This is a genomic window from Sphingomonas sp. (genome assembly GCF_035758555.1).
In the GTDB taxonomy this organism is placed as follows: domain Bacteria; phylum Pseudomonadota; class Alphaproteobacteria; order Sphingomonadales; family Sphingomonadaceae; genus Sphingomonas_B.
Genome location: NZ_DASTXI010000243.1, coordinates 1 through 15,171, shown reverse-complemented (window position 1 = coordinate 15,171; position 15,171 = coordinate 1). Strand labels below are relative to the sequence as shown.

General features: G+C 65.7%; 14 protein-coding genes. All 14 read left to right on the top strand.

The window, feature by feature from the left end:
* Positions 1-34: 34 nt before the first annotated feature.
* The 14 genes from VFT73_RS14550 (at position 35) to pstB (ending at position 15,087) form a co-directional block, all read left to right on the top strand.
* Positions 35-1,435, top strand: a complete 1,401-nt coding sequence (locus tag VFT73_RS14550; RefSeq protein ID WP_326412702.1) for a HAMP domain-containing sensor histidine kinase — start codon at positions 35-37, stop codon at positions 1,433-1,435.
* A 17-nt stretch (positions 1,436-1,452) separates the two neighbouring features.
* Entirely contained in the window at positions 1,453-1,815 is a 363-nt protein-coding gene (locus tag VFT73_RS14545; RefSeq protein WP_326412700.1) for a response regulator, read from the top strand.
* A 74-nt stretch (positions 1,816-1,889) separates the two neighbouring features.
* Entirely contained in the window at positions 1,890-3,317 is a 1,428-nt protein-coding gene (locus VFT73_RS14540; protein WP_326412698.1) for an aminotransferase class I/II-fold pyridoxal phosphate-dependent enzyme, read from the top strand.
* Positions 3,318-3,374: 57 nt separating this feature from the next.
* Positions 3,375-4,655, top strand: coding sequence for an OmpW/AlkL family protein (locus VFT73_RS14535; protein WP_326412696.1), 1,281 nt, complete (start codon positions 3,375-3,377; stop codon positions 4,653-4,655).
* 16 nt (positions 4,656-4,671) lie between these two features.
* Positions 4,672-4,947 (top strand): PilZ domain-containing protein, encoded by a 276-nt coding sequence (locus tag VFT73_RS14530; protein ID WP_326412694.1) that lies wholly within the window; start codon positions 4,672-4,674, stop codon positions 4,945-4,947.
* A 65-nt stretch (positions 4,948-5,012) separates the two neighbouring features.
* Positions 5,013-6,125 (top strand): DUF47 family protein, encoded by a 1,113-nt coding sequence (locus VFT73_RS14525; RefSeq protein WP_326412825.1) that lies wholly within the window; start codon positions 5,013-5,015, stop codon positions 6,123-6,125.
* A gap of 6 nt (positions 6,126-6,131) precedes the next feature.
* Positions 6,132-7,130, top strand: a complete 999-nt coding sequence (locus tag VFT73_RS14520; protein WP_326412692.1) for an inorganic phosphate transporter — start codon at positions 6,132-6,134, stop codon at positions 7,128-7,130.
* Between the two features lie 135 nt (positions 7,131-7,265).
* Positions 7,266-9,137: a TonB-dependent receptor gene (locus VFT73_RS14515; protein ID WP_326412690.1), complete on the top strand. Its 1,872-nt coding sequence runs from the start codon at positions 7,266-7,268 to the stop codon at positions 9,135-9,137.
* A complete protein-coding gene (locus VFT73_RS14510) occupies positions 9,134-9,658 on the top strand; it encodes a YfiR family protein (RefSeq protein ID WP_326412688.1) in 525 nt (174 codons plus the stop codon). Before VFT73_RS14515 ends, VFT73_RS14510 begins: the two co-directional genes overlap by 4 nt.
* Positions 9,655-11,394, top strand: a complete 1,740-nt coding sequence (locus VFT73_RS14505; protein ID WP_326412686.1) for an ATP-binding protein — start codon at positions 9,655-9,657, stop codon at positions 11,392-11,394. The genes VFT73_RS14510 and VFT73_RS14505 overlap by 4 nt, the downstream gene beginning before the upstream one ends.
* A 68-nt stretch (positions 11,395-11,462) precedes the next feature.
* A complete protein-coding gene (gene pstS / locus VFT73_RS14500) occupies positions 11,463-12,509 on the top strand; it encodes a phosphate ABC transporter substrate-binding protein PstS (RefSeq protein ID WP_326412684.1) in 1,047 nt (348 codons plus the stop codon).
* 9 nt (positions 12,510-12,518) lie between these two features.
* A complete protein-coding gene (gene pstC, locus VFT73_RS14495) occupies positions 12,519-13,439 on the top strand; it encodes a phosphate ABC transporter permease subunit PstC (protein ID WP_326412682.1) in 921 nt (306 codons plus the stop codon).
* A complete protein-coding gene (gene pstA / locus VFT73_RS14490; protein WP_326412680.1) occupies positions 13,436-14,278 on the top strand; it encodes a phosphate ABC transporter permease PstA in 843 nt (280 codons plus the stop codon). Before pstC ends, pstA begins: the two co-directional genes overlap by 4 nt.
* On the top strand, positions 14,275-15,087 hold the full coding sequence (gene pstB / locus VFT73_RS14485; protein WP_326412678.1) for a phosphate ABC transporter ATP-binding protein PstB: 813 nt from the start codon (positions 14,275-14,277) through the stop codon (positions 15,085-15,087). Before pstA ends, pstB begins: the two co-directional genes overlap by 4 nt.
* The last annotated feature ends 84 nt before the right edge of the window (positions 15,088-15,171 follow it).

The following is a 15,171-nucleotide window of genomic DNA, read 5'->3' as shown; positions in this document are numbered from 1 at the left end:
ATGTCGCCGGCTCGATCGGAACAGGCGCAAGGCAATGCAATTGGCGAAACCAAGGCTACCGGCCTTCAGCCTCAGCGGCTTGCTCGATCATTTCATCCCGCCGGAAATGCGGGTGAACACCGAAGCGCACCGCCGCGCGCGCATGTTCATGCTGAGCCATGTGTTCGGCCCGATCCTCGGCAACACGATTCCGTTGTATCTGGTCGTCACCGGCATCTCGCGCGATTACCGGGCGGTCGTCTTCTTCCTGTCGATCCTTGCGTTCTGGGCTTATCCGTTCGCTCTGAGGGCGACCGGGCGTTACCAGCTGCTCGCTTTCCTGTCGGTGCAGAACCTGATCTTCTGCGTGCTCTGGGCCTGCTACAGCTATGGCGGCGTCAGCTCGCCGTTTCTGCCCTGGCTGCTGATCTTTCCGCTGCTGGCCTTTCTGTATCTGCCGCCGGTCGGATGGGTGCGAAACCTGCTGCTGGTCCAGATCTTCGGCAGCTCGGGCATGTTCCTGGCGCGCTGCTTCAGCGGCGAGCCGATGCCGGCGGTCGAGCTCAAGGACTTCCAGGTGATCGGCATGATCTCGATGGCGAGCGTGGCGATCTATTTCGCGATGATGTCGCTCTATTTCGCCAAGATGTTCCATGAGCAGCGCGAGTTCACGCGCGAGCTGAACTCGCTCGTCTCCACCTCCGACAATCTGCGCAACCTGACGGCGGCCGCCAACCAGGCGAGCACGGCCAAGGCGGACTTCGTCGCGGGCATGAGCCATGAGCTGCGCACGCCGCTGAACGCGATCATCGGCTACAGCCAGCTGCTGCTCGAAGAGGCCGACGACGAGAATGACGAAGCCACCGTCAAGGACCTGAGCCACGTCCACAAGGCGGGCTCCGACCTGTTGCGGCTTATCGACGATATTCTTTCCTATTCGCGCATCGAAGCCGGCAAGATGCCGATCCATGCTACGCTGGGATCATGTGCCGACCATCTCGGCGCCTGGCTCGACGATCTCGCCCCGTCGATCGGCGGCTATCAGGTCGAGGTTGCTGGCGGCGACGGGTTGAACCGATCGGTGCTGCTGGACTGGACCGCGACGGGTTCCGCCGTGCGGCATCTGGTCAGCGGCATCGCCAGCCAGGACGGCAAGGGCAGGCTGGCGCTCGGGTGCGAGGGCGGACCGGACAATTCGATCCGGTTCACTTTCGTCGACATGACCGAAGAAGGGGTCGCGCGGCCGATCGTGATCATTCGCGAAATGTTCGAGCATGGCGACGATACCTCGCCCACCAAATATGGCGGGACCGGGATCGAGATCGCGCTGGCCTATAAATTCGCCGAGCTGCTGGGCGGGACGATCGCGTCCACGACGCTCGACAACGGCCGCCCGGCAACCGTGCTCACGCTTCCGGAGCACAGCGTCCCCAATCAGCAGCCGCTCGCCGCGTGACCGACAAGAGCCCAGACATGACCAAAATCCTGATCGTCGAAGACAATGAGCTCAACCGCGACATGCTGCGCCGCCGCCTTGAGCGGAACGGCTATGCAGTCGAATGCGCGGTCGACGGTCCGCAGGGCATCGAAATGGCGATCGCCGGCCAGCCGGACATCATCCTGATGGACGTGGCCCTGGGCGACATGGACGGCTGGGAAGCGACGCTCGCGCTGCGCGGCGACGATCGTACCCAGAACATTCCGGTGATCGCGCTCACCGCGCACGCACTCGAAAGCGACCGGCTGAAGAGCGTCGAGGTCGGCTGCGTCGACTTCGAGACCAAGCCGGTCTCGCTGCCGGACCTGATCCGCAAGATAGAGTTACACGCGCGCTAACCATTCCTGGTCGGCGATCATTACGAATCGGCCGTTAAGCGTGATTTTCGCTTTCTATTCATGGGGCCAAAGAAATGAACGGTAACGGCAACGCGCCTGTGTTCGGGGCGCTCGATGGCAGTATGCGCGACTTCCGTTACCTGCCCGGCTCCGACCTGCTCGCGCGCGTGGACGCCTTTTACGACTGGCAGCAGGCGCGCCGTGCCGCCGGCGTGTGGCCGCTGGGCCGCTCGACCGAGCTCGGCGCACACAGCCGCTGCACCGCGCGCACCGACGAAGGTTCGCTGTTCGAAGGCGTGAACTTCGCAAGCCAGGATTATCTGAGCCTGTCTTCGCATCCAGCGATCCTGGAAGTCGCGATCGAGACGATGCGCGAGTTCGGCGTGCACAGCGCCGGGTCTCCCGCCTTGGTCGGCAACACGTCGCTGTCGATCGCGCTAGAGCGGAAGATCGGCGCGTTCCTGGGCTATCAGCATGTCGCGCTGTTCCCCACCGGCTGGGCCGCCGGCTTCGGCGTGATCAAGGGGCTGGTGCGCCCGAACGACCATATCGTGATGGACGCGCTCAGCCACGCCTGCCTTCAGGAAGGCGCGCAGGCCGCGACACGCAATATCCACCTGTTCCGGCACAACCAGGTCGAAGGTGTCCGCCAGAAGCTGGCGAAGATCCGCGCGTCCGACACCGAAAACGGCATCCTGCTCGTCACCGAAAGCCTGTTCTCGATGGATTCGGACACGCCGGACATCGCCGAGCTGCAGCAGCTCGCATATGAATTCGGCGCGACGCTGGTCGTCGATGTGGCCCACGATCTCGGCAACCTCGGCCCGACCGGCCGCGGCTTCATCGAGATGCAGGACATGCTCGGCAAGGTCGACGTGGTGATGGGCAGCTTCTCCAAGACCTTCGCGTCGAATGGCGGCTTCGTCGCTTCGCGCGGGCGGAGCGTGAAGGAATATCTGCGCTACTACAGCTCGCCCAACACCTTCTCGAACGCGATGTCGCCGGCCAACGCCGCGATCGTCGGCAAGGCCTTCGACATCGTCTCGTCGGACGAAGGCGCGGCGCTCCGCCGCAAGCTGATGGACAATATCCTGATGCTTCGCAGCCTGCTGAACGGCTGCGGCCTCGAAACCTATGGCGACCCGTCGGCGATCGTCTGCGTGAAGATGGGCAGCGAGGCGCTCGCACGGCTGACCAGCCGCCGCCTGCCGTCGCTCGGCATGCTCGCCAACCTGGTCGAGTTCCCGGCGGTCCCCAAGGGCCAGGCGCGGTTCCGGCTGCAGGTCATGGCGCGTCACAGCCAGCACGACATCGTCGATGCGGTCCACCGGCTGGCGACCGCCGCCGCCGACGCCGCCGAGGATCTGCGCGCGCTCGAGGAAGGGACGACGTCGCTCGGGACGCTCGACCGGGACCGCCCGCTGCCGACGCATTTCGTCGAACCGGAAGCGCAGCGTCCCGAAGCTCCGGCCGAGCGCCGGCGCGGGCCGCTCGCCGCTTAGGCTTTACAGCATTTTTACCCCGTCCAGCTAATTCCGCTGGCGAAAGGATTTCGTAAGATGAAGTATCGGGTCGTCGCGCTGGCTGGAGCTTGTCTGGCTGGTCTGATCGCATCGGCACCGGCGCTGGCGCAGGAAAAGGGCGAGGCGTTCGTCCGTGTCGGCGCAGCGCGTACCAAGCTGGTCGACAAGGGCACGATCAAGACCAACGGCGTCGTCGACCCGGCGGCCGACTACAAGACCCGCGACACCTTTCACGGCGTGCTGACCGGCGGCTATTACGTCATGGATCATGTTGCGCTGGAGGCGTCGATTTCGACGCCGGCGACCACCAACAACATCCCGGCCGGCTCGCTCGCCGGCACGCCCAATCTGGGCGACGACGAATTCACGATGGTGACGGTCGGCGCCAGCCTGCACCCGTTCAACGGCCAGGTTTCGCCCTATGTCGGCGGCGGCTTTGTGCGCCATTTCACGACGCAGGAGCGCGACGCGCTGGCCGTCGGTCTGGACATCAAGAACGCCAGCGGACCCTATGTCCAGGCGGGCGTCGATGTGGCGATCTCCGATCGCTGGGGCGTGTTTGCTGAAGTGCGCAAGGCTTTCTACGACACCAAGGCCAGCGGCAAGCTCCCGCTCGACGCGACATTCACCACCTTCGCCGACGTCGATGCGAAGGCGGAGCTCGATCCGCTGACGATCCAGGTCGGCCTGACCGCTCGCTTCGGCGCGGCAGGTGGCGCTTCGAGCCAGCCGATCGCAACCGACGAGACGAAATGGGTCCTGAAGGCGGGTCTCACGAATCTCAGCCTCGCCGACAAGCTCGACCTGTCGGTCGCCGGCGCGCCATATCCGGGCGCGGGCATGTCGACCTTCGAGCACCACACGGTCTCGGTCCAGATCGGGCGTTTCCTGACCCCGAACATCGCAATCAACGCGACGCTGGGCCTGCCGCCGTCGATCGACGTGTTCGGCGCGGGCTCGATCGGCGCGCTGCCGAAGCTGGGCGAAGTCACCTACGGCCCGACCATGCTGACGCTGCAATATCATCCGACGCGCAGCGGCCGTATCCGCCCGTATATCGGCGCCGGCCTCAGCTACATGATCGTGTTCGACACCAAGGACGGCGCGTTCCAGAACCTGAAGGTCGACAACGATCTCGGCCCGGCCTTCGAGGCCGGCGCGGAGTTCATGGTCAACGACCGCTGGGGCATCTTCGCCGATGCGAAGAAGGCGTTCCTCCGGCCCAAGGCATATGGCACGTTCCAGGGCCTGCCCGTCGAGGGCAAGACCAAGCTCGACCCCTGGGCCTTTTCGGGCGGCGTGTCCTTCCACTTCTAGTTCCGGAGAATCCGCGATGTCGGCCGCCAATGCTGTCCGCTATGTCCGCAGGGCGCCCCGCTGGGAGTGCGACGTCGAGGTCGTGGTCGAGGACGATTGCGGCCGCGAGCTGATGGGCCGCGTCGCGAACATGTCCGAAGGCGGCTTCATGGCCGAATGCGAGGAAAAAGTACGGCTCGGCTCGATTGTCGAGGTGCGGATTCCCGGGCGCGGGCACGTCCGCGCAGAAGTGCGCTGGGTGCTCGGCTGGCGCTTCGGCGCGATGATCCTGTCGGAGACGGCCGAGGGCTGATCGCCCGCTGTTGAACGTCGTCACAAAAGAGTCGTATTGGCCGCTTCGCACGACGGAGCCGCGCCATTCAGCAAATTGCTGCCCTTCCTTATCGCATAGCGGACGACGGAGCTGCCGAGGTTCTGCTGATCACCTCGCGCGATACCGGCCGCTGGGTCGTGCCCAAGGGCAATCCGATGCGCGGGCTGTCAGGGCATGAAGCGGCCGCCGTGGAGGCGTTCGAGGAAGCGGGGGTGCGCGGCATTCCGTGCCCGACGGCGCTGGGCGTGTTCATGTATTGGAAGACCAGGCGCGCACGGCTGTCGAAGCAGGTCGGGGCCACGCTCTATCCGCTGGCGGTGGTCGAGGAACTCGACGATTGGCCCGAGCGCGCCGAGCGGACGAGGCGCTGGTTCTCCCTCGCCGAGGCCGCCGCGGCTGTGGACGAACCGGAGCTCAAGCGACTCATCGCTGGATTCCGCGCGCCGCCTGCGCCATCAGGCCTCGCGAGCCGGGTCCTGCCGGCACTGCAGACACAGGTTAGGAGGCGCCTTCCGGTGCTGGGATGGTTTCACAAATTGATGCCGGCGCAGGGACGGTTCTTCGAATTGTTCGAGGCGCATGCGCAGACCCTTGTCGGCGGCGCCGACGCGCTGGCGCGGCTGCTGCACGGCGAAGGGGCGATCCCCGAGCTGATCGAGGAGATCGTGCGGCGCGAGCATGAAGCGGACGACATCACCCGCGACGTCCTGCAGGACGTGCGGCGCGTGTTCGTCACGCCGTTCGACCGCAGTGCCATCACGGATCTGATCGGCGTGATGGACGATGCGATCGACCAGATGAACCAGACTGCCAACGTGATCAGCCTTTACGGCGTCACGACGTTCGAGCCGCATATGCGCGACATGGCCGGGATCATCGTCGAGGCCGCGCGGATCGTCGCCGAAGCGGTGCCGCTGCTGCGGTCCTTGGGGAAGAATGCCGGCCGGCTGCACGAGCTGACCGGACGGCTGATCCAGATCGAGGGCCATGCCGATCATATCCACGACCAGGGCCTGAAGGCGCTGTTCAAGGCATGCAGGGAAGATCCGATGGCGTTCATCGTCTGCAAGGAGATCTATTCCCACCTTGAACGGATCGTCGATAAATTCGAGGACGTGGCGAACGAGATCCAGGGTCTCGTGATCGATCACGCCTGAGGCCGCATGACCATCGCTTTTCCGCTGCTGGTCGCGCTGATCGGGGTCGCGCTGGCGTTCGATTTCCTGAACGGCCTGCACGACGCCGCCAATTCGATCGCGACCGTCGTTTCGACGCGCGTCCTCAAGCCGCATTATGCCGTCATTTGGGCGGCATTCTTCAACTTCATCGCCTTCCTGTTCTTCGGCCTCCACGTCGCCAACACGGTGGGCAAGGGGATCATCGACGCCAACGTGGTCGACGCCGCGGTGATCTTCGCTGCGCTGACCGGCGCCATATCCTGGAACCTGATCACCTGGGGGCTGGGCATACCGTCGAGCAGCAGCCATGCGCTGATCGGCGGGCTGATCGGCGCCGGTCTCGCCAAGACGGGTCTCAGCGCGATCGTCTGGTCGGGCGTAATCAAGACGGTGGCGGCGATCTTCGTGTCGCCCGCGGTCGGGCTGATGCTGGCGCTGATCATCGTGCTGATCGTCGCCTGGACGAGCATCCGCCTGACGCCGATGGGAGTAGACCGCCGCTATCGCCGCCTGCAGCTCGTCTCGGCCGCGCTCTACTCGTTGGGGCATGGCGGCAACGATGCGCAGAAGACGATGGGGATCATCGCGGTGCTGCTCTATTCGCAGGGACTGTTGGGCGGCGAGTTCAGCGTGCCTCTGTGGGTCGTCCTCTCCTGCCAGGCGGCGATGGCGCTCGGCACGCTGTTCGGCGGCTGGCGGATCGTCCACACGATGGGATCGAAGATCACCCGGCTGACGCCGCCGCAGGGCTTCTGCGCCGAAACGGGCGGCGCGATCACGCTGTTCATGGCGACGATGGGCGGCATTCCCGTCTCGACCACCCACACCATCACCGGCGCGATCGTCGGCGTCGGCGCCTCGCGCCGGCTGTCGGCGGTACGCTGGAACGTCGCCGGCAACATCGTCATCGCCTGGTTCATAACGCTGCCGTGCGCCGCAATCATCGCGGCGGTGACGTACGGTCTGGTCTCATTGCTGAGCTGATACAGAGGAACGTGTTCGTTTCTGCGGCGTTACGGCGCGGGGTGGGGGCTCATTCAGTTTTCATTCCGGTAAGTTAGCGCTTGACGGGCGCCGAAGCTGCTTCAATGGCTGGGCGCAGAAAGGGGAGCAATACCATTGGCTTGGCCCATTTTGGCCGGTTTCGCGCTAACCGCTGCCGCGGCGGCGCCCGATCAGGCCGACCTGCAGAATTATTCGATCGAGGAGCTGACGCACCTGACGGTCACCTCGGCCGGCAAGCGCGAGGAGCCGCTGAGCGGGGCGCCGGCCGCGCTCTACGTCATCACCAATCAGGACATCTTGCGCCAGGGGGCGACGTCGCTGCCCGAAGTGCTGCGGCTCGCGCCCAATCTCGACGTCCAGCGCGTCGATGCCCGGCAATATGCCGTCACCGCGCGCGGCTTCCAGGGCTATGAGACCGCCAACAAGCTGCTCGTCCAGATCGACGGTCGCAGCATCTATTCGACGCTCGCGGACAGCGTGTTCTGGGACCTGTTCGACACGCCGCTGGAGGATATCGACCGCATCGAGGTGATCAGCGGCCCCGGCGGCACACTGTACGGCGCCAATGCAGTCAACGGCGTCATCAACATCACCACCAAGGATGCGCGGGACACGATCGGCGTGCTGGCGCGCGGGACGGCGGGCAACCGCGAGCAGACCGGGCTGATCCGCTACGGCGCCCCGATCGGCGCGAACGGCGCGATCCGTGTCTATGCCGAAGGCTGGAACCGGCAGGGCTTCCCCTCGTCGCAAGGACGTGTGATCGCCGACGGAGGCGAAGGCTGGCAGACCGGGTTCCGGTCAGATTTCGGCGGCGGCTCCGACCAGTTCACGCTACAGGGCGACGTCTTCAAGCACTATTACGACAACGGTCCCGAAGACGGCGATGACGGCCAGAACATTCTTGGCCGCTGGACGCACACCCATGACGACGGGGCGCAGACGGAGATCCAGGGCTATTACAGCCGCTTTGCCCGTCAGTTTTCATTGGTGTTCGACCGGCTCGAGATGAGCGACCTGTCGGTTCAGCACAACCGCACCGATGGCGTCCATTCGATCGTGATCGGCGCCGGCGCGCGCATGATCGACGACAAATTCGTCAACAATGCCAATCAGTTTCAGCTGGTGCCGCAGTCGAAGACGCTATGGATCTACAACGCCTTCGCGCAGGACAGGATCGATTTGGGCGGCGGCGTGGCGGTGACCGCGGGCCTGAAGGTCGAGAAGACGACTTTTACCGGTGCAGAGTTGCTGCCGAGCGTGCGCCTCGCATGGCAGCCGACGCCCGACCACTTGCTCTACGCATCGGCAGCGCGTGCTTTGCGCGAGCCGTCGCGGATCGATCGCGACCTTACCGCCATCGATCCGGCCAGTGGCCTGTCTTTTCTCGAAGGCGGCATGTTCCAGGCGGAGAAGTTGACGGCGCTTGAGGCCGGTTATCGTGGTCAGCCGACGCGGAACCTGTCGCTGTCGGTCGCCGCTTTCTACAATCTCTATAATGACCTTCGGTCGACCAAGACGACGCCCGTCACGGTAATTCCGTTCCGGCTGGCGAATGGCATCAAGGGCCACACCTGGGGGGTCGAAGCGTGGGGTACCGCCCAGCTGACTGACTGGTGGCGGCTCAGCGCGGGCATTTCCACGCTCCACAAGAGCTTCCACCTGAAGCCAGGCGAGATCGATGCCGGTAATTTCGTGTCGCTCGGCAACGATCCGGACTACCATGTGCAGCTAGGCTCCCGGTTCGACTTTACGCCGTCACTGGCTCTCGACGTGCAGATACGGCGCTACGGCAGCCGACCCAATCCCAAGGTTCCCGCCTATACCGACGCCGATGCGCGGCTCGGCTGGCGCGTTTCGCCGGCGGTCGAACTGTATGTCGCGGGCAGCAATCTGTTCCATGACGAGCGGCCGGAGAGCGAAGACGTCAATCGCGGCCAGCTGATTCCCCGTATCGTCTATCTGGGCGCGCGGTTCGGATTTTGAGGCTGCGGCTCGCCTCCTGGCTGCTGCCGGTCGCGCTGCTTGCGCCTGCGATCTCGCACGCCCAGAGCGCAAGCGAGACGGCGATCAAGGCTGCCTTCCTGGCCAAATTCGGCGCCTATGTGACTTGGCCGGACGCCGGCGGACCGATCGTGATCTGCGCTGTCGGTAACGACGCGCTCGGCAATGCGCTCGACCGCGCCGTCGCCGGCCAGCAGATCGACGGGCGCCCCTTGGTCGTGCGCAAGCTCGACAGCGTCGATCGCGGATCCGGCTGCTCGATCGCGTATCTGGCCGGCTCGTCCCGTCAATCCGTGGCGGGCGCTCTCGCCGCGCTTCGTTCCGCGCCCGTCTTGACTGTGACCGACAGCCGGGAGAGCAATGCACGCGGCATGATCCATTTCCAGATCGCGCAGAACCGGGTGCGCTTTTACATCGACGACCGGGAGGCGGCACAAAGCCGGCTGGACATTTCGTCAAAGCTGCTGGCGCTGGCCCTGGGCGTGCGGGCGCGCGGCCGGTGAAGGAGCGCTGGCAGCGCCTGCCCCGCGCCGCGGGCTCGGTTCTGGCAGGCATCCTGCTGCTGTTCGGCCTGTTGGTCGTGACGCAGGCGGACAGCGACTATCGTTTCCAGCAGCAGCAGCGCGTTCAGGTGCGGGCTGGCATCCTCGCCGCCAGCGTCACCGCGGCCGTCGATTTCGGCGACACAGAGGCCGTGCGCGAGGCGCTGGCGCCGTTCCGCGTCGACCCCGCCACGCGAGGCGTCGGGGTTTATACGTCTGACCGGCAGCTGATGGCCGGCATCGCAATGGAGAACTACGCGATGCCGAGGGTGCTCCCGCGTAGTCCGCCGAGCGGCAATTACTCGGTCGGGGCCGCCGATATCGTCAGCGGCGGCCGCAAGATCGGCACTGCCTATCTGGTCAGCCAGCTGGAGCCCCTGTCCCGACGTCTAAGCCGCTATGCGCTGATCGCGATCCTCGCCGTGATGGCGGCGCTCGTCGTCCTGATCCTTGGGCTGTCGCAGGCCGCGCTGCGCCGCGCCAACCGCGAGCTGCAGGATACTAACGAGGAACTGATCCAGCAGATGGCGCAGCGCGAAAAGGCGGAAAACGAGCTCCGCCAGGTCCAGAAAATGGAATCGATCGGCCAGCTGACCGGCGGCATCGCGCACGACTTTAATAACATGCTGGCGATCGTGATCGGCAGCCTCGACATCGCCGAGCGCCGCTTCTCGACCAGCCCCGAACGGGCGCGCACCGCGATCGCGCATGCGCTGGAAGGGGCGAACCGCGCCGCGGCGCTGACCAAGCGGCTGCTCGCCTTCGCGCGGCGCTCGCCGCTCCAGCCGCAGCCGATCGATCCGAACCAGATGGTCGCCAACATGTCCGAGCTGCTGCGCCGCACGCTTGGCGAAGGCATCGTGATCGAGACCGTGCTTGCCGGCGGGCTGTGGCGCACCCACGCCGATCCCGGCCAGCTCGAGAACGCCATCCTCAATCTCTGCGTCAATGCCCGCGACGCGATGGACGGCAAGGGCCGGCTGACGATCGAGACGCTCAATTGCCATCTCGACGACGATTATGCCGCGCGCCATTCGGGCGTCGCATCCGGCCAGTATTCGACGATCGTGATCAGCGACAATGGCCCGGGCATGCCGCAGGACGTGATCGAGCGCGCGTTCGAGCCGTTCTTCACGACCAAGTCGGTCGGCAAGGGCACCGGCCTGGGGCTCGCGCAGGTCTATGGCTTCGTCCGCCAGTCGGGCGGCCATGTGAAGATCTACTCCGAAGTCGGGCAGGGCACCGCGGTGAAGATCTACCTGCCGCGCTATTTCGGCGCCGCCGAAGTCGCTGCCGCCTCGCAAGCCGCGGTCGATCTTCCGCGCGGCCGGCCCGGCGAGCTGATCCTGGTGGTCGAGGACGAGGATCAGGTCCGCCGCATGTCGGTCGATGCGCTGCAGGAGCTCGGCTACGAGGTGATCGAAGCCGGAGGCGGCGAGGAGGCGCTCGGCCATGTCCGCGCGCGCGACGATATCCGGCTGCTGTTCACCGACGTGGTGATGCCGGACATCAACGGGCGTCAGCTTGCCGACAAGGCGCGTGCATTGCGGCCCGAGCTGCCGGTGCTCTACACCACCGGCTATACCCGCAACGCAGTCGTCCATAACGGCGTCGTCGACAGCGACGTGTTCTTCATTCCCAAGCCGTTCACGATCGAGCAGCTTGCCCGCAAGCTCCGCGCGGTGCTCGACGCCTGATCGACTGTCACACCAGAGTCACATGATCGTCATACGGGCCGATCTGCTCTTTCAGCAGGGACGTATCGATGAACAGGATTTTGGGTGTGGCAGCCGCGATGACATTGCTGGCGGGCTGTGGCGGTTCGGGCGGCGACACGCGGGCGATTTCGGGGGCGGGCGCGACGTTCCCTGCCTCGATCTATCAGAAATGGTCGGAAGGCTATCGCCAGGCGACCAAGGTCGGCCTCAATTACCAGGCGATCGGCTCCGGCGGCGGCATCAAGCAGATCAAGGCAGGCACCGTCGATTTCGGCGCGACCGACAAGCCGCTGAAGCCGGACGAGCTGCAAAAGGCGGGGCTGTATCAGTTCCCGACCGTGATCGGCGGCGTGGTGCCGATCCTGAATGTCGAGGGGCTGAAGCCGGGGCAGCTGAAGCTGACCGGCCCGCTGCTTGCCGACATCTATCTGGGCAAGGTCAAGAGCTGGAACGACCCGGCGATCGCTTCGATCAATCCGGGCATTCCGCTTCCGGCCAGGCCGATCACCGTCGTCCACCGTTCGGACGGTTCGGGCACGACTTTCCTGTTCACGACCTATCTGTCGGGCCAGAGCCCGGAATGGGCGCAGAAGGCGGGCGCGAGCGATTCGATCGCCTGGCCGACCGGCCTTGCCGGCAAGGGCAATGACGGCGTCGCCGCCTTCGTGAAGCAGACGGCGGGCTCGATCGGCTATGTCGAATATGCCTATGCCAGCCAGAACGGGACCAGCTTTGCGCTGATGAAGAACAAGGCCGGCAGCTTCGTCGCGCCGGATGCCGCGAGTTTCGGCGCGGCGGCGGCAGGCGCGGACTGGGCGAACGCGCCCGGCAACTATCTGCTGCTGCTCGACCAGCCCGGCGCCGGCGCCTGGCCAATCACAGGCGCGACTTTCATCCTGCTCCACAAGCAGCAACAGGGCGCGACGACCGCACAGGCGGTGCTGAAGTTCTTCGACTGGGCCTACGCCAATGGCGACGCGGCCGCCGCGAAGCTCGACTACGTGCCGCTCCCCGCCGCCGTGAAAGACCTGGTCCGCAAGCAATGGGCCAGCGAGATCACCGCCGGCGGCAAGCCGGTCTGGCCGGCGAAATAGGTTCGCGAAATGGCCACGCATGCGATGCGCGTAAGCGCGGCGAACCTGCGCACGGAACGGGCGATCGCGAGGCAGGCGATGCGCTGGGACGAGTATCTGTTCCGCGCCGCCTGCTTCGGGGCTGCGACCTTGCTGCTGGCGGCGCTGGCCGGCTTGGTGATCTCGCTCGCGATCGGCGGCTGGCCGGCGTTCAAGGCGTTCGGCTGGCGCTTTTTCGTCACGGCCGAATGGAACCCGGTCACCGACTTCTATGGGGCCGCGGGTCCGATCGTCGGGACGCTTGTCACCGGATTCCTGGCGCTGCTGTTCGCGCTGCCGCTGGCGATGGGCGTCGCGGTGTTCCTGACCGAATTCTGTCCGAAGCGGCTGGCGCAGCCGATCGCCGTCGCGGTGGAGTTGCTCGCCGGGATTCCATCGATCGTCTACGGCATGTGGGGACTGTTCGTGTTCGCGCCCTGGTTCGCCGCGCATGTCGGCGGGGCGAGCGGCGCCAACATCTTCACTGCCTCGGTGATTCTGGCGGTAATGATCCTGCCCTACATGGCCGCCGTGTTCCGCGAGCTGTTCCTGTCCGTCCCGGCGCAGGTGCGCGAAGCCGCGTTCGGCCTTGGCAGCACTTCGTTCGAAGCGGTCGCGAGGGTGATCGTTCCCTATGTGCGACGCGGCGTCGTCGGCGTGGTGATGCTGGGCCTCGGCCGCGCGCTGGGCGAAACGATGGCCGTCACCTTCATCATCGGCAACGCCCATGGCCTGCCGCATTCGCTGTTCGGCGCCGGCTCGACGATCGCATCGACCATCGCCAACGAGTTCACCGAAGCGACCGGCGAGCTGCATACCGCCTCGCTGATCGCGCTGGGGCTGGTGCTGTTCGTCATCACCTTTGCGGTGCTGGCGGTCGCGCGCGTGCTGCTGGCGGGCGACAAGAGATGAGCGCGCGCTCCGCCCGCCGCCGTGCCGCCAATGCAGCGTTCGTTGGCGCGACAGCGCTCGCGACGCTTGTCGCGCTCGCGGCGCTGGCCCTGATCCTGTGGTCGCTGGTCAGCCAGGGGTTCGGTGGATTGTCCGGCGCGATCTTCACCCAGGACCAGCCGGCGCCGGGCTCGCCGGGCGGTCTTCGCAACGCGATCGTCGGATCGCTGATCATGTGCGCGCTGGGCATGGTCATCGCGCTGGTCGTCGGCATCCTCGCCGGTACCTGGCTCAGCGAATATGGCGGGCAGAGCCGCTATGCGCATGCGGTCCGGTTCCTGAACGACGTGCTGCTGTCGGCGCCGTCGATCCTTGTCGGCCTGTTCGTCTACGAGCTGATGGTCGCGCCGTTCCAGGGCTTTTCGGCCTATGCGGGTGCGGTGGCACTGGCGTTCCTCGCGACTCCCGTCGTGGTGCGGACGACCGAAGACATTTTGACGCTGCAGCCGGGCGCGCTGCGCGAGGCGGGGATGGCGCTGGGTGCCGGCCGCGCCAGGGTCATTCGCACGATCGTCTGGCGTGGTGCCAGGGCGGGTCTCGTCACCGGCGGCCTGCTCGCCTTCGCCCGGATCAGCGGCGAGACCGCACCGCTGCTCTTCACCTCGCTCGGCAACCAGTATCTGAACCTCGATCCGACCCAGCCGATGGCGGCGCTGCCGACCACCATCTTCCAGTTCGCACTGAGTGCCTTCGACGACTGGCGGCAGCTGGCCTGGACCGGCGCGCTGCTGATCGCGGGCACGGTGCTGACCATCAACATTGTCGGGCGCCTGCTCGCCCGGGAGGTTTCGCACAAATGAGTCTGGCCGATCCCGAACTGGACGAGCCGCCGCATCTCGAGCATCAGCCGCAGGACACGCTTGCCCTGGAAACGCGCGGGCTCGACTTTTACTACGGCAAGACGCAGGCGCTGCACGGCGTCGATCTCGGCATCCCGCGCAACCGGATCACTGCGCTGATCGGACCGTCGGGTTGCGGCAAGTCGACGTTGCTGCGCGCGATGAACCGCATCTACGAACTGTATCCCGGACAGCGCGCCGAAGGGCAGATCCTGTTGGAAGGCGAGGACGTTCTCGACCGCCGCACCAACGCCGCCGACCTGCGCGCGCGCGTCGGCATGGTGTTCCAGAAGCCGACGCCCTTCCCGATGTCGATCTACGACAATGTCGCGTTCGGCGTGCGGCTGCACGCGAGCAAGCCGAAGGCGGAGCTGGACGCGATCGTCGAGCGCGCGCTGCGTCGCGCCGCGCTGTGGGACGAAGTGGAGCACAAGCTGGGAAGCTCCGGCCTGGGCTTGTCCGGCGGTCAGCAGCAGCGGCTGTGCGTCGCGCGCGGCATCGCCGTCGAACCCGAAATCCTGCTGCTCGACGAACCGGCCTCCGCCCTCGACCCGGTCTCGACCGCCAAGCTGGAAGACACGCTGCTCCAGCTGAAGAAGGATTTCACGATCGTGATCGTGACCCACAACCTTCAGCAGGCCGCGCGGATCGCCGACTATACCGGCTTCATGTTCATGGGAAAACTGGTCGAATTCGCGCCCACCGCGTCGCTGTTCTCGACGCCCCGCCTGATGCGTACGCGCAACTATGTGACAGGACGGTTCGGCTGAATCTCCATCAATAATCCGGCAGCGGCAGCTCGTCGGTCGCCTTGGCGAGTTTCTGCTGCCAGAGGTGGGAGAGTTCGAGGTAAT